General features: G+C 64.1%; 18 protein-coding genes. 11 read left to right on the forward strand and 7 right to left on the reverse strand.

Features of this window, described 5'->3' with window-relative positions:
• Window positions 1–42: 42 nt before the first annotated feature.
• Window positions 43–2943 (reverse strand): RHS repeat domain-containing protein, encoded by a 2901-nt coding sequence (locus ACK3BK_RS23000; RefSeq protein ID WP_411383391.1) that lies wholly within the window; start codon window positions 2941–2943, stop codon window positions 43–45.
• A 273-nt stretch (window positions 2944–3216) separates the two neighbouring features.
• Between ACK3BK_RS23000 and ACK3BK_RS23005 the strand changes: the two genes are divergently transcribed.
• The 7 genes from ACK3BK_RS23005 to yccS all read left to right on the forward strand — a co-directional run bounded on the left by ACK3BK_RS23005 (window position 3217) and on the right by yccS (window position 14477).
• Window positions 3217–5019: an acyl-CoA dehydrogenase gene (locus ACK3BK_RS23005; RefSeq protein ID WP_411383392.1), complete on the forward strand. Its 1803-nt coding sequence runs from the start codon at window positions 3217–3219 to the stop codon at window positions 5017–5019.
• A gap of 30 nt (window positions 5020–5049) precedes the next feature.
• Complete coding sequence (locus ACK3BK_RS23010; protein ID WP_186721293.1) at window positions 5050–6492, forward strand: TldD/PmbA family protein; 1443 nt, start codon at window positions 5050–5052, stop codon at window positions 6490–6492.
• Entirely contained in the window at window positions 6492–7823 is a 1332-nt protein-coding gene (locus tag ACK3BK_RS23015) for a TldD/PmbA family protein (RefSeq protein WP_411383393.1), read from the forward strand. The genes ACK3BK_RS23010 and ACK3BK_RS23015 overlap by 1 nt, the downstream gene beginning before the upstream one ends.
• 70 nt (window positions 7824–7893) lie before the next feature.
• Entirely contained in the window at window positions 7894–9321 is a 1428-nt protein-coding gene (gene mdtD, locus ACK3BK_RS23020; RefSeq protein ID WP_186665860.1) for a multidrug transporter subunit MdtD, read from the forward strand.
• A gap of 112 nt (window positions 9322–9433) precedes the next feature.
• Window positions 9434–10771, forward strand: coding sequence for an ATP-dependent RNA helicase DbpA (dbpA, locus tag ACK3BK_RS23025; protein ID WP_411384507.1), 1338 nt, complete (start codon window positions 9434–9436; stop codon window positions 10769–10771).
• A 147-nt stretch (window positions 10772–10918) separates the two neighbouring features.
• Window positions 10919–12100 carry an NAD(P)/FAD-dependent oxidoreductase gene (locus ACK3BK_RS23030; RefSeq protein ID WP_186665858.1) on the forward strand — a complete coding sequence of 394 codons (1182 nt, stop codon included), beginning with the start codon at window positions 10919–10921 and terminating at the stop codon, window positions 12098–12100.
• A gap of 193 nt (window positions 12101–12293) precedes the next feature.
• Window positions 12294–14477 (forward strand): YccS family putative transporter, encoded by a 2184-nt coding sequence (gene yccS / locus ACK3BK_RS23035; protein WP_186665857.1) that lies wholly within the window; start codon window positions 12294–12296, stop codon window positions 14475–14477.
• Window positions 14478–14595: 118 nt separating this feature from the next.
• Here the strand turns inward: yccS and ACK3BK_RS23040 are convergent, their stop codons facing one another.
• The 6 genes from ACK3BK_RS23040 to ACK3BK_RS23065 form a co-directional block, all read right to left on the reverse strand.
• Window positions 14596–15333, reverse strand: coding sequence for a substrate-binding periplasmic protein (locus ACK3BK_RS23040; RefSeq protein WP_186708261.1), 738 nt, complete (start codon window positions 15331–15333; stop codon window positions 14596–14598).
• Window positions 15334–15434: 101 nt separating this feature from the next.
• Window positions 15435–16415 (reverse strand): ornithine cyclodeaminase family protein, encoded by a 981-nt coding sequence (locus ACK3BK_RS23045; protein ID WP_411383394.1) that lies wholly within the window; start codon window positions 16413–16415, stop codon window positions 15435–15437.
• The gene (locus ACK3BK_RS23050) at window positions 16412–17377 is read right to left on the reverse strand and encodes a threonine/serine dehydratase (protein WP_186665855.1); all 966 of its coding nucleotides are present in this window, start codon (window positions 17375–17377) and stop codon (window positions 16412–16414) included. Before ACK3BK_RS23050 ends, ACK3BK_RS23045 begins: the two co-directional genes overlap by 4 nt.
• A gap of 108 nt (window positions 17378–17485) precedes the next feature.
• On the reverse strand, window positions 17486–18127 hold the full coding sequence (locus ACK3BK_RS23055) for a transcriptional regulator (RefSeq protein ID WP_186708265.1): 642 nt from the start codon (window positions 18125–18127) through the stop codon (window positions 17486–17488).
• Entirely contained in the window at window positions 18124–18420 is a 297-nt protein-coding gene (locus ACK3BK_RS23060; protein WP_186665854.1) for a helix-turn-helix domain-containing protein, read from the reverse strand. Before ACK3BK_RS23060 ends, ACK3BK_RS23055 begins: the two co-directional genes overlap by 4 nt.
• 13 nt (window positions 18421–18433) lie before the next feature.
• Window positions 18434–18934, reverse strand: a complete 501-nt coding sequence (locus ACK3BK_RS23065) for a M48 family metallopeptidase (RefSeq protein WP_054895460.1) — start codon at window positions 18932–18934, stop codon at window positions 18434–18436.
• A 131-nt stretch (window positions 18935–19065) separates the two neighbouring features.
• Between ACK3BK_RS23065 and ACK3BK_RS23070 the strand changes: the two genes are divergently transcribed.
• The 4 genes from ACK3BK_RS23070 (at window position 19066) to ACK3BK_RS23085 (ending at window position 23304) form a co-directional block, all read left to right on the forward strand.
• A complete protein-coding gene (locus ACK3BK_RS23070; protein ID WP_186666114.1) occupies window positions 19066–19968 on the forward strand; it encodes an AraC family transcriptional regulator in 903 nt (300 codons plus the stop codon).
• Between the two features lie 176 nt (window positions 19969–20144).
• On the forward strand, window positions 20145–21455 hold the full coding sequence (locus tag ACK3BK_RS23075) for an ABC transporter substrate-binding protein (RefSeq protein ID WP_186665853.1): 1311 nt from the start codon (window positions 20145–20147) through the stop codon (window positions 21453–21455).
• A gap of 81 nt (window positions 21456–21536) precedes the next feature.
• Window positions 21537–22460: a carbohydrate ABC transporter permease gene (locus tag ACK3BK_RS23080; RefSeq protein WP_186665851.1), complete on the forward strand. Its 924-nt coding sequence runs from the start codon at window positions 21537–21539 to the stop codon at window positions 22458–22460.
• Window positions 22461–22470: 10 nt separating this feature from the next.
• Window positions 22471–23304, forward strand: a complete 834-nt coding sequence (locus ACK3BK_RS23085) for a carbohydrate ABC transporter permease (RefSeq protein WP_063546497.1) — start codon at window positions 22471–22473, stop codon at window positions 23302–23304.
• The last annotated feature ends 20 nt before the right edge of the window (window positions 23305–23324 follow it).

A 23324-nucleotide genomic window follows, 5' to 3' on the forward strand; every position in this document is an offset into this window, starting at 1 on the left:
CCTACCGGTTCAGCAGCGAAACGGTGGCAGCGGGCAACCCAGCTATTGTTTTTTATTCGATTTCCAGAATTTGAATCTGGATACAACGGGCGACTTTTTGGTCACCGGTTGTTCCGGTAAATCATGCAAAAGCGTTATTGTTTGCAGGCTGGGCACCTTATTCTGGAGGTTATAAATTAGCTTTTCATTCTTTGTAGATGTGGCCAGAAATACAGTCTGCTGGGTAATCGCATCAACCTTAGCTAAAAAATCCCCTGTCGCCACATCCTTCAGGCGGAAGACCTGTCTCGAGGTGATCGATACCTCGTCGCCCCCTTCACTCCTTTCAATCTGGTATTCAGAGGCCGCGCCCGAGGCCGCTGACCATATGCCGCGCATCTCGCCTTTTTCGTCAAACTCCCCGCCGGCAGGCTTGATGGAGTAGAGTAAGCTGGTAATCTCGGCAGCCATTGCTTGATGCGCAATCATCGAAATAATCCCTCGCTGCTGCTTTTTGAAATACTTCTTAATGTTCTCTACAACCAAGGGAGTTTCCTTTTCGTTTACTTTCAGGGTGTACGTGTCACGCATAAAGTCCTTGGCAAACTGTTCAGTCACCCCTAGATCCTGCGCGAGCTGCGCAGCCGGGCCAAGAGCTTCTTGCTCGCTGTTGCCCGCCGGACCTATGACCCTTTCCAGTTCAGTGGGTTGATACGCTTCACTCTCACGCATCCAATACACCGTTAATTTCTTTCGATGTTGCGTGTCGTGACTGACATTGCCCTTTAGTACAACACCAGGCTTCAGATTTTTAAAAATCTCCGGAAACTCGATCAACTTGTCCAACGCAGCGAAGTCGGCCCCGAATTCCTCCTCAAAACTGTGTAATCCGTTGGCATCTCTGCGCGTCACCGGATTGTTGCGCACCATGCAATACAAATTAAGGCCATCCACCGCCCCCGCCGGGTCTGCGCTCAGCCATCGCCCGACCCACGGCTGGTAGTAGCGATAACCGTAGTAATACAGCCCTGTCGCATCTCGTTCCTTGCCTGAATAACGCAGAGTCTTGTAACTCCCTTCAAGCTCGCTACGGGCCACCCACAACGCGGTTCCCCCAAATGGGTAATACGCTTCATGGCTGATCAGCCTGCCCGCGCCGTCAACCTCCAGGATGCCGCTGCCCAGCGGCGTGTCGTAGCTGTAGCGCAGTTGATCGTTCTCCAACCCGTCTGGCACCTCGCTGCACCAGTGCAACATTCGCACCTGTGCATGACCGGGCTCACCGACCGAAATAACCTGCAACTCCTCCTCAAGGGAGGCATCGCGGGTAGTGCAGCGCAATTCAAGCCCGGGTAAATAGGTGACTCGAAGCGTGTGCCGGCTTGCAGCGGCCCACTGCGTGTTGACTTTCAGGACCCGCATGCTGGCACTGTCATAACGGTAGTGCTCATGGTCATGCCGCCCCTCCTCGCGTTGCTGGGAGATGACCTGATGCAACTCCCCTTGAGGCGTCCAGCACAGGGGATTGCCGGGCAACAGCGAGATCTGCTGACCCTTTGCCGTGAACAACGCCTCCACCTCGGCGGGTGTCTTCGCCATTATGCCCAGCACCGCCCGATTGCTGCGGTCACTGACTGTGATCTCGACGACACGACAGTGATTGCTGGCCGGCACCCGGTGCACCATGCGCGTCAGGTTGCCAGCAGTGTCATAGATATAGTTGCGGGTATAACGGGTAACGAGTGTCTCATCGTAGGGAGAGGGAGACGGTGTGTTGTACTCTCCCGCCCGCGATGACGCATTGACCTGCTCTCTTCCGCAGGCGCCGACCAATTGATAAAGGCTGTCGTAACAGTACGTGGTCTGCGGCTCCGCCACCTGGTTCCGCCAGAATCTTCTGTTGTCGGCCTCGTCCCGTTCGCTCACCACATTGCCCACCGGGTCGAACGAATACTGCAAATCCTGCAGGAGCCTCGCACCCAGGGCATGACTCGCAGGCCGCTCGATCCGTAGCTGAACCTGGCGTTGCGTTCGTGGCTCAAAGAAATAGGTGCTCGACACACCGTTACCCTGCAGTTCACGGGTCTTATTTCCACCTGCCAGGTAACTCGTCGACCGGACGATCTCGCACTCTTGAGAGTCTTTGCGTCTCAGCCAACTTGCCTGGAGCCGACCCGCGATATCATAGGTGACACGCCGCCGGTTCCCGGCTGCATCGACGATGCTCGATACGGTTCCGGTTGCGTCCACGACCGAACACGTAGTGTGTGCCTGCGCAGTCGGCTCAAGTGCGCGGTCCCATTCATCGATACTCTCACCTTGCCAATCGACCACTGTCTGTACTTCATCTCCCTGCCCCAGAAGACGACGGGTGACAGACAGCGTGGTACCGGTCATGGCGATGGCGTCGTGCAACGCAAGGCCAGCAGTGTCGTAAAGACGTGTACAGCGACCAGCCAGGTTTCGCCCCCGCTCCAGTGCACTGCTCCCCCCATAGACAAAGCGCTGGGTCATGCGGGGAACACCACCGCCAACTGTATCGCTGATGCTCGACAAACGGCCCGCCAGACCGTGAGCCTCGTACATCGATCGACGTACCACCGCCTGGCTGTAGTCGTCACGCCCTTCTGCGCCTGCCGCGATTGCACTGACATGCACCAAAGGCCGACCATCGATATCAGCCAAGGCAACTTCTATGCCCGCGTCGACACTCTGAACACGCAGCACTTTGCCAGTGAAATCGTTGCCCAACGCGAAGTTCACCAGACCGCGCCCAGCCATACGCGGGTCGACGCTCCGATCCAGGAAACCACGAGGATCGTACCTGTGCCGCGTGATGAGCAGTGTGGTCTGTCCAAGCGCAAGCGCATCACGATGGCAGGCGATTTCCCGTACCTTCAGCTTGCGAGCAAACGCCGATACCGATGGGGTTTGGCGATGGACTAATGGCGCGTTGCTGGTCATTGGGCGATGCTCCGGCTCAGGTCTAGATGGCATGCAGCCCCCAATCAGGACTCAACGGGGATCCGGCAAAGGCCTAGGCTACGCCAGTGATGTACAGGCCACACCTGACACAAATACCAGTAGAGCAGCGCAAAGGATCTCGAGACGCAGCGAGCGCCACCAATCGCACACCTATGCTCAGCCTTCTGGAGTGTCATCACGCGCACCCATGAGCCTGTGCAGCCCCTCTCCCTGGCTCTAGACTCGCAGCATCTCGAACCCAGGAATCCCGCCATGTCCGAGCACCTCCTCAACCCCCGCAACCTCGCCTTCGAACTCTACGAAGTCCTCGACGCCGAAGCCCTGACCCAGCGCCCGCGTTTCGCCGAGCACAACCGCGAGACCTTCGACGCCGCGCTCGGTACTGCTCGCGCGATTGCCGAGAAGTACTTCGCCCCGCACAACCGCAAGGGCGACGAGCACGAGCCGCGTTATGTCGACGGCCGCGCCGAGTTGATTCCCGAGGTCAAGCCTGCGGTAGAGGCCTTCCTCGAGGCGGGCTTCCTCAACGCCAACCGCGACTTCGACGTCGGCGGCATGCAGTTGCCGAGCCTGGTCTCGCAAGCCTGCTTCGCCCATTTCCAGGCCGCCAACGCTGGCACCACGGCCTATCCCTTCCTGACCATGGGCGCAGCCAACCTGATCGAGAGCTTTGGCAGCGAGGAGCAGAAGCGCCTGTTCCTGCAGCCGATGATCGAAGGCCGCTACTTCGGCACCATGGCCCTGACCGAGCCCCACGCCGGCTCGTCGCTGGCCGATATCCGCACCCGTGCAGAGCCCGCTGGCGATGGCAGCTATCGGCTCAAGGGCAACAAGATATTCATCTCCGGCGGCGACCACGCGTTGTCGGAAAACATCGTGCACATGGTCCTGGCCAAGCTGCCGGATGCACCGCCTGGGGTGAAGGGCATTTCGCTGTTCATCGTGCCCAAGTACCGGGTCAACGACGACGGCAGCCTCGGTGCCCGCAACGACGTGCTGCTGGCCGGTCTGTTCCACAAGATGGGCTGGCGTGGCACCACCTCCACGGCGTTGAACTTCGGCGACAACGGCCAGTGCGTCGGCTACCTGGTCGGCAAGCCACACCAGGGCCTGGCGTGCATGTTCCAGATGATGAACGAAGCGCGCATCGGCGTCGGCATGGGTGCGGTGATGCTCGGCTACGCCGGCTACCTGTACTCGCTGGACTATGCACGCCAGCGCCCGCAAGGCCGCCAGGTGGACAACAAGGACCCCAGCAGCCCAGCAGTGCCGATCATCGAGCACGCCGATGTAAAACGCATGCTGCTGGCGCAGAAAGCCTACGTGGAAGGCGCCTTCGACCTGGGTCTGTACGCCGCACGGCTGTTCGACGACACCCACAGCGCACCCGACGAGGCGGCACGCGCCCAGGCCCAGGAACTGCTCGACCTGCTCACCCCGATCGTCAAGTCCTGGCCTTCGACGTTCTGCCTCAAGGCCAACGAACTGGCGATCCAGATCCTCGGTGGCCACGGCTACACCCGCGAATACCCGGTAGAGCAGTACTACCGCGACAACCGCCTGAACCCGATCCACGAAGGCACCGAAGGCATCCAGTCGCTCGACCTGCTCGGGCGCAAGCTGGCACAGAACGGCGGCGCCGGGCTCAAGCAACTGATTCGCCTGATCGCCACCACTGCCGAGCGCGCCAGCCATCACCCCAACCTGGACGCACTGCGCCAGCCGCTGGAGCAACTGGTCAACCGCCTGCAAGCCGTGACCCTGGCACTGCTCGGCGACCTGGCCCAGGGCAAGGTTGCCGGAGCCCTGGCCAACTCGGCCCTGTACCTCAAGGTGTTCGGCCATTGCGTGATCGGCTGGCGCTGGCTGGAGCAGGCCATCCATGCTGAGCTCGGGCTGATGAAAGGCGTCGAGGTCGACCGCGATTTTTACTACGGCAAGTTGCAGGCCGCACGTTATTTCCTGACTTGGGAAGTGCCAGGCTGCCATACTGAGCTCGCACTGCTCGAGGCACGCGACGACACCTGCCTGAGCATGCAAGAGGGGTGGTTCTAGGGGGAGCCACCGCGAACAGGAGGTTCCCGCATGTTCGATTCCAGCGCCCTGCTGCGCCAGCGCTTCGCAGCGCTGCGCAGCAAGGCCGAACTGTTCTCGCTTCGCCACGTGAAGCAATCGCATCAATCGCTGTCGGTGCGGCGCAACGTCGCCGAACCGCCATTCTTCAGCCAGGACGAAGGTGCCATGCTCACCGTGCGCCTGAACGGCGTCGAGGCCTACGCCGCCACCGCCGACCTGTCGCAGAGCGGCCTGCAACGCGCCCTGGAACACGCCGAGGCCCTGGCCCGGCAGATCACCGGCCACCACCTGCTCGACCTGCGCGACCAACCGGTGCCGAGCACGCGCCACGACCATATCTCGCCCAACTTCGACCAATCGCTGCCAAACCTTGCGGATTGCCTCGAGCTGCTCGCCACCGAATCGGCCAGCGTGCCCAAGGACGAACGTCTGGTGGACTGGCAGGCGAGCCTGGGCATCACCCTGGTCGAGCAGACTTACCTGAACTCGGCCGGCGCCGAGCTGCGCAACGCGCAGCGCTTCATCTTTCCGGGCCTTGGCGTCACCGCCAGCGATGGCCGCGACAGCCAGAGCCGCAGCCTGGGCCGGGAGAACTTTGGCCAGCAGGGTGGCTTCGAAGTCGTCCAGCGCTGCGGCCTGGTCGGCGCCGCCCGGCGCATCGCCGACGAAGCCCTGCAACTGCTGCTGGCGCCCAACACCCCGAGCGGTGCGCGCGACCTGCTGCTGATGCCCGACCAGATGATGCTGCAGATCCATGAGTCCATCGGCCATCCGCTGGAGATGGACCGTATTCTCGGCGACGAACGCAATTACGCGGGCACCAGCTTCGTCAAGCCCAGCGATTTCGGGCAGTTGCAATACGGCTCGCCCCTGCTGAACGTGACCTTCGACCCTACCATCGACGAGGAGCTGGCCAGCTACAGCTTCGACGACGACGGCACCGCGGCCAGCAAGCAGTTCCTGATCCGCGAGGGCAAGCTGCTGCGCCCGCTGGGCGGCGCCCTGTCGCAGTTCCGCTCGGGGCTCGACGGCGTGGCCAACAGCCGCGCCTGTGGCTGGAACCGCGCTCCGATCGACCGCATGGCCAACCTCAACATCGAGCCGGGCGACCAGTCGCTCGACCAGCTCATCAAGGGGATCGAGCACGGCATCCTGATGCGCACCAACCGCTCCTGGTCCATCGACGATGCGCGCAACAAGTTCCAGTTCGGCTGCGAATGGGGCCAACTGATCGAGCACGGCGAGCTCAAGGGCGTGGTCAAGAACCCCAACTATCGCGGCATCTCCGCGCAGTTCTGGCGCAACCTGTCGGCCGTGGGCGATAGCAGCACCTTCCAGGTGCTTGGCACCCCCAACTGCGGCAAGGGCGAACCCAACCAGGTCATCCGGGTCGGCCATGCCTCGCCGGCCTGCGTGTTCCGCCAGATCGACGTATTCGGAGGAGACGCCTGATGAGTACCCCCTATCAAGAACGCTTCGAGGCATTGGTCAGTGCCCTGCGCGAGGCGCTGCACCCCGGCGAGCAATTCACCCTCGGCTACAACGCCGAACAGTCGCGCTTCGTGCGTTTCAACCATGCCAAGGTGCGCCAGGCGGGCGAGGTGGCCCAAGCTAGCGCGCAGTTGCGCCTGATACGTGAAGGACGCCAGGCCGAACAGCAGTTCACCCTCGGTGACGATGCGCAACTGGATCGCCAGCGCCTGCAGGATGCCCTGAAGCGATTGCGCCAGACCTTGCCGCTGCTGCCGCTCGACCCCTACCTGAAACTCGACGAAAGCGCCTGGCACAGCCACAGCGTGCAAGATCCAACACTGCCCGACTTCAGCGAAGTGCTGACGCTGGTCGAGCAGCAGGCAGGCGACCTCGACCTGGTCGGCATCTACGCCGCCGGCCCGATCTGCCGGGGCTTTGCCAGCTCGTTCCGCGCCTTCGGCTGGCACCAGGCCAACAGCTTCAATTTCGACTGGAGCCTGTTCCACACCAATGGCCAGGCCGTGAAGGCCAACTATGCAGGCCAGGTCTGGAGCGGCGAGGCCTTCAGTGCACGCCTGCAACTGGCCCGCGAACAGCTTGAGTACCTGGGGCGCCCGACGATCACCCTCAAGCCTGGCAGCTACCGCGCCTACCTGGCACCCGCGGCCATGGACGAGATCGCCGGCATGCTGGCCTGGGGCGGTTTCTCGGCCCAGGCCCTGGCCACCGGCAACAGCCCACTGCAGCGTCTGTACACCGGTGATGACAAGCTCGATCCGCGGGTCAGCTTCTCGGAGCAGGTCAGCGGTTCGCTGAGCCCGGCGTTCTCCAGCGAGGGCTCGCCCCGCAAGGACGTAGCGCTGATCGTCGAAGGCCGGGGCCACGCACGCCTGGTCAGCCCCCGCAGCGCAGTAGAGTTCGACCTGCCGGGCAACGGCGCCGACAGCTACGAGGCACCGTGCGCCCTGAGCCTGGCACCGGGCGAGCTGGCGTCGGCGGATATCCTGGCGCGCCTGGATACCGGGCTGTACATCAGCAACCTCTGGTATCTGAACTATTCAGACCTGCCGGCAGCGCGGATGACCGGCCTGACGCGCTTCGCCACCTTCTGGGTGGAAAACGGCCAGATCCAGGGCCCGGTCAGCACCATGCGCTTCGACGACAGCCTCTATAACCTGCTGGGTAAGCAGTTGGAAGAGCTGACCCGTGACCGCGAGCTGATCCTGTCGACCAGTACCTATGGGCAGCGGCAAACCGGATCGAGTCATCTGCCCGGGGCGTTGGTCAGAGGATTGACGCTGACACTGTAACGTCACGCCCCTGTGGGAGCGGCGGTTCGCCGCGCCCGCAGGGAACTGCGCACTTTTCAGGATTGAGGCCATGCCCGAACGCGCCCCGCTCGACCCCACCACCGCCCGCTGGATCCCCTGGGTGGTGGCCATCGCCTTCTTCATGCAGTCGCTCGACGGCACCATCCTCAACACCGCACTGCCAGCCATGGCCCGCTCGCTGGCAGAAGACCCGCTGCGCATGCAGGGTGTGATCATCGCCTACATGCTCACCGTGGCGCTGCTGATCCCGGCCTCGGGCTGGATCGCCGACCGCTTCGGCACCAAGCACATTTTCTTCGGCGCCATCCTGTTGTTCAGCCTGGGTTCGCTGCTGTGCGCGGCGGCCAACAGCCTGGGCTTCCTGATCATCGCCCGCGTCATCCAGGGCCTGGGCGGTGCCCTGATGCTGCCGGTCGGGCGATTGGTGGTGCTGCGCGCCTACCCGCGCTCGGAGCTGGTGCGGATCATGAGCTTCATCACCATCCCCGGCCTGCTCGGTCCGCTGCTGGGTCCGACCGTCGGCGGCTGGCTGGTGGAAATCCTCAGTTGGCACTGGATCTTCCTGCTCAACCTGCCGGTCGGCGCACTGGGCTGCTACGCAGTATGGAAGTTCATCCCCGACCTGCGCGGCAGCGAACGCACCACCTTCGACGGGCCCGGGTTCATCCTGTTCGGTGCCGCGATGGTGCTGATCACCATCGCCATGGAGGGCCTGGGCGAGTTGCACCTGCCGCACCTGCGGGTGATGTTGCTGCTGTTTGCTGGCATGGCCTGCCTTGCCGCCTACTGGCTGCGCGCCGGGCGTGACCCGGAGCCGCTGTTCTCGCCCAGCCTGTTCCGCGTGCGCACCTTTGCCATCGGCATCCTCGGCAACCTGTTCGCCCGCCTGGGCAGCGGCGCCCTGCCCTTCCTGGTGCCGCTGCTGCTGCAGGTGGCGCTGGGCTACTCGCCGGCCCAGGCCGGCATGAGCATGATCCCGCTGGCCGCAGCGGCGATGATCGCCAAGTCGGTGGCACGGCCGCTGATCGAGCGCCTCGGCTACCGCATCATCCTCACCGGCAACACGCTGTTGCTGGGTGTACTGCTGGCCAGCCTGGGGCTGGTCGACGAACAGACACCCTATTGGCTGCTGCTGGTGCAACTGGGCTTGCTGGGGGCGGTGAACTCGCTGCAGTTCACTGCAATGAACACAGTGACGCTGATCGACCTCGACGACGCCAGCGCCAGCAGCGGCAACAGCCTGCTGTCGGTGGTCGCGCAACTGTCGCTGAGCCTGGGCGTAGCCTGCGCCGGTGCGCTGCTCGGCGGCTTTACCGCCTCCGGCAGCGCCGAGGGTGTGGAAACCACACTGGGCGCGTTCCAGTTGACCTTCCTGACCATCGGCCTGATGGCGATGCTGGCCGCGGCGATCTTCCTGCAACTGTCGCCGACGGACGGAAGGCGTGCCCGTCGTCCGGAAGAGCACGTGGAAACGTAGGGCGAATGGCCATGAGGCTGGTAGACTGTGCGGCATTTTTCGCTTCGCACCGCAGGCCCGCCTCGTGACCACCGAATCCACCGCTTTCGCCTCCCTGCCGCTGTCCGCCGCCATGCTGGCCAACCTGGACGCCCTGGGCTATGCCTCGATGACCCCGATCCAGGCCCAGAGCCTGCCGGTCATCCTCAAGGGCCAGGACTTGATCGCCCAGGCCAAGACCGGCAGCGGCAAGACCGCCGCCTTCGGCATCGGCCTGCTCAATCCGATCAACCCGCGCTTCTTCGGCTGCCAGGCGCTGGTGCTGTGCCCGACGCGCGAACTGGCCGACCAGGTCGCCAAGGAGCTGCGCCGCCTGGCCCGCGCCGAAGACAACATCAAGATCCTCACCCTCTGCGGTGGCGTCTCGCTGGGCCCGCAGATCGCCTCGCTGGAGCACGGTGCGCATATCATCGTCGGCACCCCGGGCCGTATCCAGCAGCACCTGGACAAGGGCACCCTGGACCTGAAAGGGCTCAACACCCTGGTACTCGACGAAGCCGACCGCATGCTCGACATGGGCTTCTTCGACGCCATCGCCGCCATCATCGGCAAGACCCCGTCGCGCCGCCAGACCCTGCTGTTCTCGGCCACCTACCCGGACGGCATCGAGCAACTGGCCGCCGACTTCATGCGCAAGCCGCAGCAGGTCACGGTCGAGAGCCAGCACAGCGACAGCCAGATCGAGCAGCGTTTCATCGAGATCGATCCACAGCAGCGCCTGGAGGCGGTTACCCGCGTACTGGGCCACTACCGCCCGCAGTCGTGCGTGGCGTTCTGCTTCACCAAGCAGCAGTGCGAGGACCTGGTCGCCCACCTGACCGCCAAGGGCATCGTCGCCCAGGCCCTGCACGGTGATCTGGAACAGCGTGACCGCGACCAGGTGCTGACGATGTTCGCCAACCGCAGCAGCTCGGTACTGGTGGCCACCGATGTCGCCGCCCGAGGCCTGGACATCGACGGCCTGGACCTGGTGATCAACGTGGAACTGGCGCGTGATGCCGAGATCCATGTGCACCGCGTCGGGCGTACCGGCCGTGCCGGCGAGAAAGGCGTGGCGATCAGCCTGGTGGCCCCGGCCGAAGGCCACCGCGCGCAAGCCATCGAAGACCTGCAGAAGCGCCCGCTGCGCTGGGAGCAGTTAGACAGCCTGAAGAACAAGGGCGGTGAGCCACTGCTGCCGACCATGACCACCCTGTGCATCGCCGCCGGGCGCAAGGACAAGCTGCGTCCGGGCGATATCCTTGGCGCCCTGACCGGCGATGCCGGGCTGCCGGGCAAGCAGGTGGGCAAGATCGCCATCTTCGATTTCGTCGCTTTCGTGGCGGTGGAGCGGGCCGTGGCCAAGCAGGCGATGCAGCGCTTGAACAGCGGCAAGATCAAGGGCAGGGCCCTGAAAGTCCGTATCGTCTGACCTATTCTGGGGCTGCTTCGCAGCCCATCGCAGGCAAGCCAGCTCCCACAGGATCTCCCCAGAGCCTAGGCCGGGTGCACTCCCTGTGGGAGCTGGCTTGCCTGCGATGGGCCGCGAAGCGGCCCCGGCAATCCATGAGGTAACACCGTGCACTCCACCGACGTGATCATCCTCGGCGCCGGCGCCGCCGGCCTGATGTGTGCCCAACTCAGCGCGCGCCGTGGCCGCCGCGTGCTGCTGCTCGACCATGCCAACAAGCCGGGCAAGAAAATCCTCATGTCCGGCGGCGGGCGCTGCAACTTCACCAACATGTACACCGAACCCGCCAATTTCCTCTCGCAGAACCCGCACTTCTGCAAGTCGGCGCTGGCCCGCTACACCCAGTGGGACTTCATCGAGCTGGTGGCCAAACACGGCGTGCCGTACCACGAGAAGAAGCTCGGCCAGCTGTTCTGCGACAACAAGTCCAGCGACATCCTCGACATGCTCCTGGCCGAATGCGACGACGCCGGTGCCGAGCTGCGGATGAACACCAGCATCGAGCAGATCGAGAAGACCGACAGCGGTTATCGCCTGCAGACCAGTGCCGGTGTATTTGCCTGCCAGTCGCTGGTGATCGCCACCGGCGGTCTGTCGATCCCAACCCTGGGCGCAACCGGCTTCGGCTACCAGGTCGCCCGCCAGTTCGGCCACGCCCTGCTGCCGACCCGCGCTGCGCTGGTGCCGTTCACCATCACCGAGCCCCAGCTCAAGGCATTGTGCACCGAGCTCTCCGGCACCTCGCTGGACTGCATCGCCAGCTGCAACGGCACCAGCTTCCGCGAAAACCTGCTGTTCACCCATCGCGGCCTGAGCGGCCCGGCGATCCTGCAGATTTCCTCGTACTGGGAAGCGGGCGACACCCTGGAGATCAATCTGTTGCCCGACCGCGACGCGCTGGAGTGGCTGCAAGGCGTGCAGGCCGAACGCCCCAACAGCGAGCTGAAGACCGTGCTGGGCGAGGTGTTCACCCGCAAGCTGGCGACCCTGCTGGCCGAGCAGTGGTTCGTTTCGAAACCCTTGAAGCAGTACACCCCGGCAGAATTGACCCAGATCGCCGGGCAGCTCGCGGCCTGGCAACTGGTACCGGCAGGCACCGAGGGCTACCGCACCGCGGAAGTGACCCTGGGCGGCGTCGACACCCGCGAGGTGTCGTCCAAGACCATGGAGTCGCTCAAGAGCCCGGGATTGTTCTTCATCGGCGAGGTGCTGGACGTCAGCGGGCACCTGGGCGGGTTCAATTTCCAGTGGGCGTGGGCTTCTGCCAACGCAGCGGCGCAGTTCGTTTAGAGTAGAATCCTTTCAGCACGGAACGCTTCTTGCTGGTCTGTGCCGGGAAGGTTTGACCGGGTGCGCTGCCCTTCGCGGGCAAGCCCGCTCCCACAGGATTGCGCTGGCCCTGTAGGAGCGGGCTTGCCCGCGAAAGGCAGCGCAGCCGCGTCGGTCCCAAGGTCCTCATTCGAACTCTGTCCAGCAGGCCACTATGTCATCGAGCTCGTTCCGCCATTCATTGCGTCGCTTGTGGGGCCAAGACAAGTTCAGCTACGCCATCCGGGTGACCATCGCCCTGACCGGCACCATGGCCTGGTGCTGGTACCAGAACGAGATGAGCCTGCTCATCCCGTTGTTCCTCGGCATCATCGCCAGCGCCCTGGCCGAGACCGACGACGGCTGGCAGGGCCGTCTCAGTGCGCTGGCCGTCACGCTGGTGTGTTTCGCCATCGCCGCGCTGTCGGTCGAGCTACTGTTCCCCTACCCTTGGATCTTCGCCGGCTCCCTGGCCCTGGCAGCCTTCGGCCTGACCATGCTCGGAGCACTGGGCGAACGCTATGGCGCCATCGCCTCGGCGACGCTGATCCTGTCGGTGTACACCATGATCGGCGTTGATCAGCGCGGCGGCGTGGTCACTGATTTCTGGCACGAGCCGCTGCTGCTGGTGGCTGGAGCCGCGTGGTACGGGGCGCTCTCGGTGCTCTGGCAGGCGCTGTTCTCCAACCAGCCGGTGCAGCAGAGCCTGGCCAAGCTGTTCTACGAGCTGGGCAGCTACCTCAAGCTCAAGGCCAGCCTGTTCGAGCCGGTGCGCACCCTCGATGTCGAGGCCACGCGCCTGGAGCTGGCCAAGCAGAACGGCAAGGTGGTGGCCGCGCTCAATGCCGCCAAGGAAATCATCCTGCACCGGGTCGGCAACAGCCAGCCCAACTCCAAGGTCAGTCGTTACCTGAAGCTGTACTTCCTGGCCCAGGACATCCACGAGCGCGTCAGCGCCTCGCACTACCCCTACAACGCCCTGAGCGAGGCGTTCTTCCACAGCGATGTGATGTTCCGCTGCCAGCGCCTGCTGCGCAAACAGGGCTCGTCCTGCCAGGAGCTGGCCCGTTCGATCCGCCTGCGCCAGCCATTCGTGCTCGCCAGCGGCTACCCCGAGGCGCTGGAAGACCTGAACGCCTCGCTGGAGCATCTGCGCACTCAGAACAACCCGGCCTGGCGCAGCCTGCTGCGCTCGCTGCGGGCGCTGGCAGTCAACCTGGCCACGCTGGACCGCTTGCTTGGCGCGGCCAGCAACCCCGACAGCCTTGCCGACGCCAGCGACAGCAGCCTGCTCGACCGCTCGCCGCGCACCTTCAAGGAGGTGTGGAAACGCCTGCGCACCCAGCTCACGCCCACCTCGCTGCTGTTCCGCCACGCCCTGCGCCTACCGCTGGCGCTGTCGATCGGCTATGGCATGGTGCACCTGATCCACCCCACGCAAGGCTACTGGATCATCCTCACCACCCTGTTCGTCTGCCAGCCCAACTATGGCGCGACGCGACGCAAGCTGGTGCAGCGGATCTTCGGCACCGCCATCGGCCTGACGGTTGGCTGGGCGCTGTTCGACCTGTTCCCAAACCCGATCGTCCAGTCGCTGTTCGCGGTGGTCGCTGGCGTGGTGTTCTTCGTCAACCGCACCACCCGCTACACCCTGGCCACGGCGGCGATCACGCTGATGGTGCTGTTCTGCTTCAACCAGATCGGCGATGGCTACGGGCTGTTCCTGCCGCGCCTGTTCGACACCCTGGTGGGCGCCCTGATCGCGATCCTCGCGGTGTTCCTGTTCCTGCCCGACTGGCAGGGGCGGCGCCTGAACAAGGTGCTGGCCAACACCCTGAGCTGCGCCAGCCTGTACCTGCGCCAGATCATGCAGCAGTACGCCAACGGCAAGCGCGACGATCTCGCCTACCGCCTGGCCCGGCGCAACGCCCACAATGCCGACGCGGCGTTATCGACCACGCTGTCGAACATGCTCATGGAGCCGGGGCACTTCCGCAAGGAGGCCGATGTGGGCTTCCGCTTCCTGGTGTTGTCGCACACCCTGCTCAGCTATCTGTCAGGGCTCGGCGCACACCGGGATACGGCACTGCCTGCCGAGGTGCACGAGCAGTTGATCGATGGGGTCGGCAGCAGCCTGGCACGCAGTCTCGACGAGATCGCCAATGGCCTGGCGGCGCGGCTGCCGGTGGCCATTCACAGCGATGAAGAAGAAGCGCTGGCCAACCAGCTGGAGCAGATGCCCGAGGAGCTGGATGAGCATCAGCGACTGGTACAGACCCAGTTGGCGTTGATCTGCCGGCAACTGGGGCCGTTGCGTACATTGGCGGCGCATCTGATCAAGGAAGGGGAGCCGGCTTGAGGGTAGCGTCGCCCTCTTCGCAGGCAAGTCGCAGCGGCGAACCGCCGCTTCCCACAGGAACTCTGCTACCTGGTGGGAGCGGGCTTGCCCGCGAAGAGGCCGGCACCGACACCCCAGGTCACAAGCCATACTGCTTCAACAACCGCGCATAGCTGCCATCGGCCTTCATCGCTGCAATCGCTCGCTCGAAACGCTCGACGATCTGCCGATGCTCAGGGTGCTGAAGGCTGACGAGGATATGCAGGCTGTTCTCCCCCAGCGGCCGCTCGACAAAATCCACCGCCTCGCGCACCTCCTGCGGCTCACGCTGCAGGTTGTAGCGCGCCACGTACTCGTCCTCCACCGCCAGGTCCACGCGCCCTGCCGCCAGCATGCGGATCGCCGACGGGAAGCTGCGCACCGCCACCTTGTTCAGCCGGCTGTCGCCATCGAACGCCGGTGAGTAGGCGTAGTCACGCACCACGGCGATGCTGTAGGGATACAGATCGGCCAATCGCTTGAAGCCAAGTGCCTCGCGCTGACGCTTGAGCAGGCGGATACGGTTGGTCAGATAGGCCCCGGAGAACTGGCCCAGGCGAGTACGCGATTCGTTGTACCACGCATTGATGAGCACGTCGTAGCGCCCTTCGCCAATCCCCAGCAGCGCCCTCGCCCAGGGCACTTCCTCGAACTCGCTGGCGTAACCGGCGCGGGTGAGTGCCGTAGTGACGATGCTGGTGGCCAGGCCTCCGCCCGGCATGGCGCTGTCGGAGAACGGCGGCCATTTGTCAGCCACCAGGCGCAGCGGTGGCTGCGCCGCCGCGAGCGCCGTGAACATCATTGCGGTCAATCCCAGAACGCAAAGCAGTGGCCGCATGCTCAGTTCCTTTCGCAGTTGAGGGCCCCACACTGATTACGCGAGAGTACACAAAGGCGACAGTCGACGGCAGCGGACAATGATGTCATTTAGCCTCTATTTTAGCCGAACTGTGCGAGCAGGTCTCCTTGGCGGCTTGCCCCAAGGGACATCAATGCACACCGCGCGATCTGCGCGTCCTGCACCGCCACGCCGGTCAGGTCAGCCAACGTGATCGCGGCATCCTGCGTACGACCACTCGCCTGCCCAGCCAGCAACGCGCCGATCTCGATCAGGTCGGTTGCTGCAATCAGCCCGGCCTCCAGCGCGTGGGACACCTCGCCGTAGCGGCTGCATTGGCCGATAGCGTCCACCACGATGCAATCGACGGCGGCCACCAGCGCTGGATCGAGCTCCTGCTTGCCAGGGCCATCGGCTCCCACGGCGGTGATATGGGTGCCGGGCTGTATCCATTCACGCTGCAGCAGCGGCTCGCGCGAAGGCGTGGTGCAGACGATCAGGTTGGCGGACTCGGCCAGCTCACGGGCATCATGGGTGGTGCGCACCTCGAAGCCCAGCCCTTCGGCGAACCGTCGGTAGTCCGCAAGCCGCCCGGCATCACGGCCCCAGGCGATCAGACGACGGCAGTCGGTGACCGGTAGCAGTTGTTCGAGCTGCATCCGCGCCTGCACCCCGCTGCCCAGTACACCGATTGCCCGTACCTTGCGCGGCGCCAACAGGCGGGCGGCGATTTGCCCGGCCAGCGCGGTGCGCAGGCAGGTCAGCCAGCCTTGGTCCTGGAGTAGCGCCAGCGGTTGGCCGGTACTGGCCGAAAACACCAGCATCAAGCCATCGTTGCTTTCCAGCCCCTTGGAAGGGTTGTCGTAGAAACCGGTGGAGACTTTCACCGTGAAGCTATCGCTGCCCTGCAGCCAGGCGGACTTCACGCAGCAGTCGCCGTTTTGTTCAGGGAAGGCGAAATTCTGCACCGGTGGCACATGGACCTTGCCCGCGGAAAAGGCGATAAAACCCTCTTCGATCAGGCGTACCGCCAAATCCCGGTCGAGGATTTCGACCAGTTGCGCCTTGTCGATGATCCTCATTGGATCGCCTCCAGGAACTTCTCCAGCACGATGTTGCGCCCGCACAGCACCACCGCGACCTTCTTGCCCTGGAACTCACCGGCCAGTTTCTGCATGCCTGCGACGGCAACCCCTGCCGCCCCTTCGATGATCCAGCGGTCGTGGCCTGCGACGTCGCGCATGGCTGCGCTGATCTCAGCCTCGCTGACCAGCACGGTGCGATGCAGCAACTGCTGGCACAGGGGGAAGGTGATGGCGCCGGGCTCGACGCCGCCGGCCGTGCCGTCGGACAGGGTATCGAGCTCTTGCATCTCGATGATCCGTCCCTCCTCCAGCGAGCGCTGCAGGGTGGGCGCGTTGGCCGGCCAGCAGCCGATGACCTGCACCGAGGGTGCAAGCGCGCGCAATGCAGCGCCAATGCCCGAGATCAAGCCGCCACCACCGACAGCGACGAAAACCGCGTCCAGATCCGGCGCCTGCTCGAACAGCTCCATGCCGATGGTGCCCTGGCCAGCGATGATCTGCGCGTCATTGTAGGGGGAGACGAAAGGCTTGCCCTGCAGATTGGCCTGGCGAGCCGCTTCAAGCTCGACCGACAGCGGGTCAGCGTCGAGTTCGATCACCTCGGCCCCCAGGCCGCGCATGGCCCGGATCTTCAGCGGCGAGGCGCTGCTGCTGACGTACACGGTGACCGGCACACCCAGCAATTGCCCGGCCAGTGCCAGGCCCTGCCCGTGATTGCCGGAAGAGGCGGTGATCACGCCAGCCTGACGCTGCGCAGGGTCGAGCAGGCGCAGCTTGTTGCTGGCCCCTCGGAATTTGAAGGAGCCGGTGTGCTGCAGGTGCTCGCACTTGAGATGGACATTGCAGCCGCTCTGGCGGGAAAGCCCCGGGCTGTGGCTGAGCGGCGTGACCGCCACCTGGGGGCGAAGGGCTTCATGGGCTTCGCGGATGGCGTGTGGCAGGGTGTCCAGGATGGTCATGGTGGCTCCTTGGGCGATGCGCAGGGGCAAACGCCACGATATAGAATTAAATTCTACCGTAGACTATTCTTCCACGCATTGAAAGCCTGTCGTTTGCCAGCGATGGCCTCAGCCTTGGCGCAACGCCTTCACATACTTGTATACCGTCGCCCGCCCCATCCCCAGCACGTTGGCCACGTAGTCATGGGCGCTCTTGCCACGGAACGCGCCCTCCCCGTGCAGCGCCTCGACCAACTGCCGCTTCTGCTCGCGGTCCAGCCCGCCCAGGCTCAATCCACGCGCCTGCAACCAGGCATGCAGGAAGGTGTTGATGCGCTCCTGCCAGTCGTCGCGGAACAACGCCTGCGGTTGCGGCAACAGGCGGCTGGCCTGGAAGAACGCCTCCAGCGCATCGCGCGCCTGCTCGAGAATCGAGACGTTGAGGTTGATGCAGATCAGCGCCTCGGGCTGGCCGCTGGCGTCGCGCATCACGCTGCTGATCGAACGGATCTTCTGCCCGTTCCAGTTGAGCTTTTCATACGGCCCCAGGCGGGTGCTGTCATCGAGCTGGCTGGGCAGGTCGTCGAGCCCGGAATCATCGCCGAGCTGGCGCTTGGAAATGTTGTTGGCGATATGCACCACCGTCTGGCTGGCCAGGTCGTGCACCACCACTTCGGCATGCGGGAACAACAGGGCTGCGATGCCCTCGGCCATGGCGGCGTAGTTGCTGAAGCGGCTGGACGGCATGAACGGGTCCTGGAGGGTGGTCATGGATAGCCGAGCACTTCGCGAATAGTGCGCAGGTGCTGGATGATCCACTGCTTGTCGATCGCACCCCAGTCGTGGATGCGGTAATGCCCGGCGTGGTTGCGCGCACCGCTCTGCTGCTCGAACTCGCAGACGATGTCCAGGTCCGCCAGGGCGGCGATGGTGTCCTGGGCGGTACGCCGCGGCATGCCGGTGGCTTCCATCAGCGCGGGCACGCTGGTGGCGGTCTGGCTGTCGATCAGCCAGGCCACGTAGAGGCGGCGATAGAAGCTGCTCTTGGTCTTGCTCACGTCCATGCTGGTGGGATCCTCATGCATTGCCTGGCAATTCGCGCCAGGTCAGATAGACACGCAAGTCGAACTCCAGTTGATGGTAGTCCGGCTCCATGTGCTGGCACAGCTGGTAGAACGCCTTGTTGTGGTCGCGCTCACGCAGGTGCGCCAGCTCGTGTACCACGATCATGCGCAGAAACTGCGGCGCCGCGTCCTTGAACAGCGAGGCGATGCGGATTTCCTTCTTGGCCTTGAGGTTGCCACCCTGCACCCGCGACACCGCCGTGTTCAGGCCCAGGGCCCGGTGGGTGAGGTCGAGACGGTTGTCGTAGAGCACCTTGTCCAGCGGCGGCGCGCTGCGCAGGTATTGCTGGCGCAGGTCCTGGGCATAGAGGTACAGCGCCTTGTCGCTCTGCACCTCGTGGCGGGCGGGGTAGCGCTGCTGCAGGTAGCCGCCCAGGCGATCGCTGGCGATCATCTGACGGACCTGTTCCTGCAGGTGCGGGGGATAGGCTTGCAAGTAGCGTAGGGTGGTCATGGGGTGGGAGTTTACCGAATTGGCGGGGGCCTGTGGTTGGCAGGGCTGGCCCTTTCGCGGGCAAGCCCGCTCCTACAGGACGCAAAATTTGGCTAGGATGCAGTATTCACCCCCTGCTCGAAGCACTCACCATGCCCAAAGCCAGCAAGATCACCGACCCGTCCTACGAACTGATGGACGACCACGAAGGCCATTCGCTGATCTATCGCCAGCACGGCTTCCCGAGCCCGCTGGTGCGCTGGCACTTTCACAAGGAATACGAGCTGCACTTGATCGTCGCCAGCTCCGGCAAGGTGTTCATCGGCGACTACATCGGCAACTTCGCCCCGGGCACACTGTTTCTCACCGGGCCGAACCTGCCACACAACTGGATCAGCCAGGTGGCCGCCGACGAGGTCGTCGACACCCGCGACATGCTGGTCAATTTCACTGACGAAGTGCTCGAGCAAGGCAGCCAGGTGTTCTCCGAGCTCAACCAGCTGACGCCACTGCTGGCCCGCGCCAGTTATGGCATCGAATTCCGCGATCCGCGCCTGATCGCCGAGAGCCAGCAACTGATGCAACGCATCTCGCAAAGTGCCGGCATGACGCGCCTGGGATACTTTTTTATCCTCATGGAACAGTTGGCTGCCTGCGAGGACTACCAGTTGCTGTCCACCGTCACCTCCTCGCAGCTGGCCGACGAACACAACGTCGACCGCATCAACCGCGCGGTGGACTACATCTTCCAGCACTACGCCCAGGACCTCACCCAGAACGAGGTCGCCGAGCACCTGGGCATGACCCCCACCTACTTCTCGCGCTTCTTCAAGCAGGCCGCCGGGCGCGGCTTCGTCGAGTTCGTCAATCGCCTGCGGATCAGCAAGTCCTGTGAGCTGCTGGCGCGCAGCGACCTGCCGGTGACCGAGGTGTGCTTCGAGTCCGGCTTCAGCAACCTGTCCAACTTCAACCGGCGGTTCCAGCAGCTCAAAGGCATGACACCGTCGGGCTACCGCAGCCTGGTCACCCAGCGCCTGACCGAGCAAAACCTTTAGTGAAACGCTTGAGCAGTGCATCGCACTGCCAATACCCCAGTGCAAAAAAGTATCGGCCTGCGTGCAGTCGAGGCTTTGTTGCGCTGGCGATGCAGGAGTGTAATCGGCAACCAGCGACACAAAAAAAACAATAGTGACTTCCGCGCCGCCCTGCGGTCCGGAAGAGGAGTTCAACGATGAACGACTCGATCAAGGCCTGCGTGGCCATTGCCTGTCTGAGCCTGCCGGTGTTTGCCCAGGCTGCCGAAACCCTGACCATTGCCACCGTCAACAACAACGACATGATCCGCATGCAGCGGCTGTCCAAGGTGTTCGAGGAGCAGCACCCGGACATCAAGCTCAAGTGGGTGGTGCTCGAAGAGAACGTCCTGCGCCAACGCCTGACCACCGATATCGCGACACAAGGCGGACAGTTCGACGTGCTCACCATCGGCATGTACGAAGCCGCGCTGTGGGGTGCCAAGGGTTGGCTGGAACCCATGAAAGACCTGCCTGCCGACTACCAGCTCGACGATATCTTCCCTTCGGTGCGCGACGGCCTGTCGGTCAAGGGCACGCTCTATGCCCTGCCCTTCTACGCCGAAGCCTCGATCACCTACTACCGCAAGGACCTGTTCCAGCAGGCCGGGCTGCAGATGCCCGAGCAACCGACCTGGACCCAACTGGGCGAATTCGCCGCCAAGCTCAACAAGCCCGAGGCCGGCCAGTACGGCATCTGCCTGCGCGGCAAGGCCGGCTGGGGTGAGAACATGGCGCTGATCGGCACCCTGGCCAATGCCTTCGGCGCCCGTTGGTTCAACGAGCAGTGGCAGCCGGAGTTCACCGGCAGCGAGTGGACCAAGGCCCTGAACTTCTACGTCGACACCATGAAGCAGTACGGCCCGCCCGGCGCCTCCAGCAACGGCTTCAACGAGAACCTGGCGCTGTTCAACAGCGGCAAGTGCGCAATGTGGGTCGATGCCAGCGTCGCCGGCTCGTTCGTCACCGACAAGAGCCAGAGCAAGGTCGTGGACGACGTGGGCTTCACCTTCGCGCCAAAGGAGGTCACCGACAAGGGCGCGACCTGGCTGTACTCGTGGGCGCTGGCGATCCCCACCAGCTCCAAGTCCAAGGACGCCGCCAGGACCTTCAGCACCTGGGCCACCTCCCAGGCCTATGGCCAACTGGTCGCCGACAAGGAAGGCGTGGCCAACGTGCCGCCAGGCACCCGCGCCTCCACCTACAGCGAGGCCTACCTGCAGGCCGCACCGTTCGCCAAGGTCACGCTGGAGTCGCTGAAGAAGGTCGATCCCAACCACCCGACCCTCAAGCCCGTGCCCTACGTGGGTATCCAGCTGGTGACCATTCCTGAGTTCCAGGCCATCGGCACCCAGGTCGGCAAGCTGTTCTCCGCCGCCCTGACCGGCCAGATGAAGCCTGAACAGGCGCTGGCCGCCGCCCAGTCGTCCACCGAACGCGAGATGAAACGCGCCGGCTACCCCAAGTAGACCGCCCCTGGCCGCCAGCACGCCGCCCTCGGTGTGCCGGCGGCCGGCTGCTCGCCTCTTTCTGCCGAACACGGAGTCGTCATGAACACCTCGGCCCTCGACACCCCGACCCACGCCACCGCGCGCCCCGGCAAACGCCGTGTCGGCCCCGGCTGGTTCCTGGTCAGCCCTTCGGTGGCGCTGCTGCTGTTATGGATGATCGTGCCCCTGGGCATGACCCTGTATTTCTCGCTGATCCGTTACAACCTGCTGTATCCCGGCGAGAACGACTTCGTCGGCCTGGAGAACTTCAGCTTCTTCGTCACCGATGCCGGCTTCCTGCCCGGCGCTCTGAATACCCTGACCCTGGTCGGCAGCGTGCTGGCGATCAGCGTGGTGTTCGGCGTGCTCATCGCCGCGCTGCTGGAGGCGGGTGAGTTCTGGGGCCGCGGCGTGGTGCGCGTGCTGCTGATCTCGCCGTTCTTCATCATGCCCACGGTCAGCGCGCTGCTGTGGAAGAACCTGATCTTCCACCCGGTGTCCGGGATCCTCGCGGCGGTCTGGCGCCTGTTCGGCGCCCAGCCGGTGGACTGGCTGGCGCACTATCCGTTGCTGTCGATCATCCTGATCGTGTCGTGGCAGTGGCTGCCGTTCGCCATCCTGATCCTGATGACCGCCATGCAGTCGCTGGACCAGGAGCAGAAGGAGGCCGCACGCCTGGACGGTGCAGGCCCGCTGGCGATCTTCTGGCACCTCACCCTGCCGCACCTGGCGCGGCCGATTGCCGTGGTGGTCATGATCGAAACCATCTTCCTGCTGTCGGTGTTCGCCGAGATCTTCACCACCACCAGCGGCGGGCCGGGCTATGAATCCACCAACCTCGCCTACCTGATCTACAACCAGGCGCTGCTGCAGTTCGACGTCGGCATGGCGTCGGCCGGTGGCCTGATCGCCGTGCTGATCGCCAACATCGCCGCCATCGTGCTGGTGCGCATGATCGGCAAGAACCTCACCGAGCGCAGCTGAGGAGCCCGCCATGCTGACACTCAAGCAAACCCGCCGCCTGCGCGATGCGCTGATCGGCCTGCTGTGCTGGGGCATTGCCCTGGCGATCTTCTTCCCGATCTTCTGGATGCTGCTGACCAGCTTCAAGACCGAACTCGACGCCTTCGCCACGCCGCCGCAGTTCATCTTCCACCCGACGCTGGAGAACTACCTGCACATCAACGAGCGCAGCGACTACTTCGCCTACGCCTGGAACTCGGTGCTGATCTCGTTCTCCGCGACCCTGCTGTGCATGCTGATCGCCGTGCCGGCAGCCTACTCCATGGCCTTCTTCGAGACCCGCCACACCAAGCGCACGCTGTTGTGGATGCTGTCGACCAAGATGCTGCCGCCAGTGGGCGTGCTGATGCCGATCTACCTGCTGGCCAAGCAGTTCGGGCTGCTCGATTCACGGCTGTCGCTGATCATCGTGTACACCCTGATCAACCTGCCGATCGTGGTGTGGATGGTGTACACCTACTTCAAGGACATCCCCGTCGACATCCTCGAAGCGGCGCGCCTGGACGGCGCCGGCACCTGGCAGGAAATCCTCCGCGTGCTGCTGCCGATCGCCCGTGGCGGCCTGGCCTCGACCGTGCTGCTGTCGCTGATCCTGTGCTGGAACGAGGCGTTCTGGTCGCTCAACCTGACTTCTTCGGCCGCCGCACCGCTGACCGCGCTGGTGGCCTCCTACTCAAGCCCCGAAGGCCTGTTCTGGGCCAAGCTTTCGGCCGTCTCGACACTGGCCTGCGCACCGATCCTGATCTTCGGCTGGATCAGCCAGAAGCAACTGGTGCGCGGGCTGTCGTTCGGAGCGGTGAAATGAATACCCCCAACTACGCCATC

Source organism: Pseudomonas sp. L7, assembly GCF_046605565.1.
In the GTDB taxonomy this organism is placed as follows: domain Bacteria; phylum Pseudomonadota; class Gammaproteobacteria; order Pseudomonadales; family Pseudomonadaceae; genus Aquipseudomonas; species Aquipseudomonas wayambapalatensis.

Coding starts and splice junctions, on each gene's coding strand:
- ACK3BK_RS23050 (WP_186665855.1), bottom strand. CDS start 17,377: ATGACCATCCTGGACACCCTGCCACACGCCATCCGCGAAGCCCATGAA.
- ACK3BK_RS23085 (WP_063546497.1), top strand. CDS start 22,471: ATGCTGACACTCAAGCAAACCCGCCGCCTGCGCGATGCGCTGATCGGC.
- ACK3BK_RS23080 (WP_186665851.1), top strand. CDS start 21,537: ATGAACACCTCGGCCCTCGACACCCCGACCCACGCCACCGCGCGCCCC.
- ACK3BK_RS23045 (WP_411383394.1), bottom strand. CDS start 16,415: ATGAGGATCATCGACAAGGCGCAACTGGTCGAAATCCTCGACCGGGAT.
- ACK3BK_RS23075 (WP_186665853.1), top strand. CDS start 20,145: ATGAACGACTCGATCAAGGCCTGCGTGGCCATTGCCTGTCTGAGCCTG.
- ACK3BK_RS23070 (WP_186666114.1), top strand. CDS start 19,066: ATGCCCAAAGCCAGCAAGATCACCGACCCGTCCTACGAACTGATGGAC.
- mdtD (WP_186665860.1), top strand. CDS start 7,894: ATGCCCGAACGCGCCCCGCTCGACCCCACCACCGCCCGCTGGATCCCC.
- yccS (WP_186665857.1), top strand. CDS start 12,294: ATGTCATCGAGCTCGTTCCGCCATTCATTGCGTCGCTTGTGGGGCCAA.
- ACK3BK_RS23040 (WP_186708261.1), bottom strand. CDS start 15,333: ATGCGGCCACTGCTTTGCGTTCTGGGATTGACCGCAATGATGTTCACG.
- ACK3BK_RS23005 (WP_411383392.1), top strand. CDS start 3,217: ATGTCCGAGCACCTCCTCAACCCCCGCAACCTCGCCTTCGAACTCTAC.
- ACK3BK_RS23055 (WP_186708265.1), bottom strand. CDS start 18,127: ATGACCACCCTCCAGGACCCGTTCATGCCGTCCAGCCGCTTCAGCAAC.
- dbpA (WP_411384507.1), top strand. CDS start 9,434: ATGCTGGCCAACCTGGACGCCCTGGGCTATGCCTCGATGACCCCGATC.
- ACK3BK_RS23065 (WP_054895460.1), bottom strand. CDS start 18,934: ATGACCACCCTACGCTACTTGCAAGCCTATCCCCCGCACCTGCAGGAA.
- ACK3BK_RS23015 (WP_411383393.1), top strand. CDS start 6,492: ATGAGTACCCCCTATCAAGAACGCTTCGAGGCATTGGTCAGTGCCCTG.
- ACK3BK_RS23010 (WP_186721293.1), top strand. CDS start 5,050: ATGTTCGATTCCAGCGCCCTGCTGCGCCAGCGCTTCGCAGCGCTGCGC.
- ACK3BK_RS23060 (WP_186665854.1), bottom strand. CDS start 18,420: ATGGACGTGAGCAAGACCAAGAGCAGCTTCTATCGCCGCCTCTACGTG.
- ACK3BK_RS23000 (WP_411383391.1), bottom strand. CDS start 2,943: ATGACCAGCAACGCGCCATTAGTCCATCGCCAAACCCCATCGGTATCG.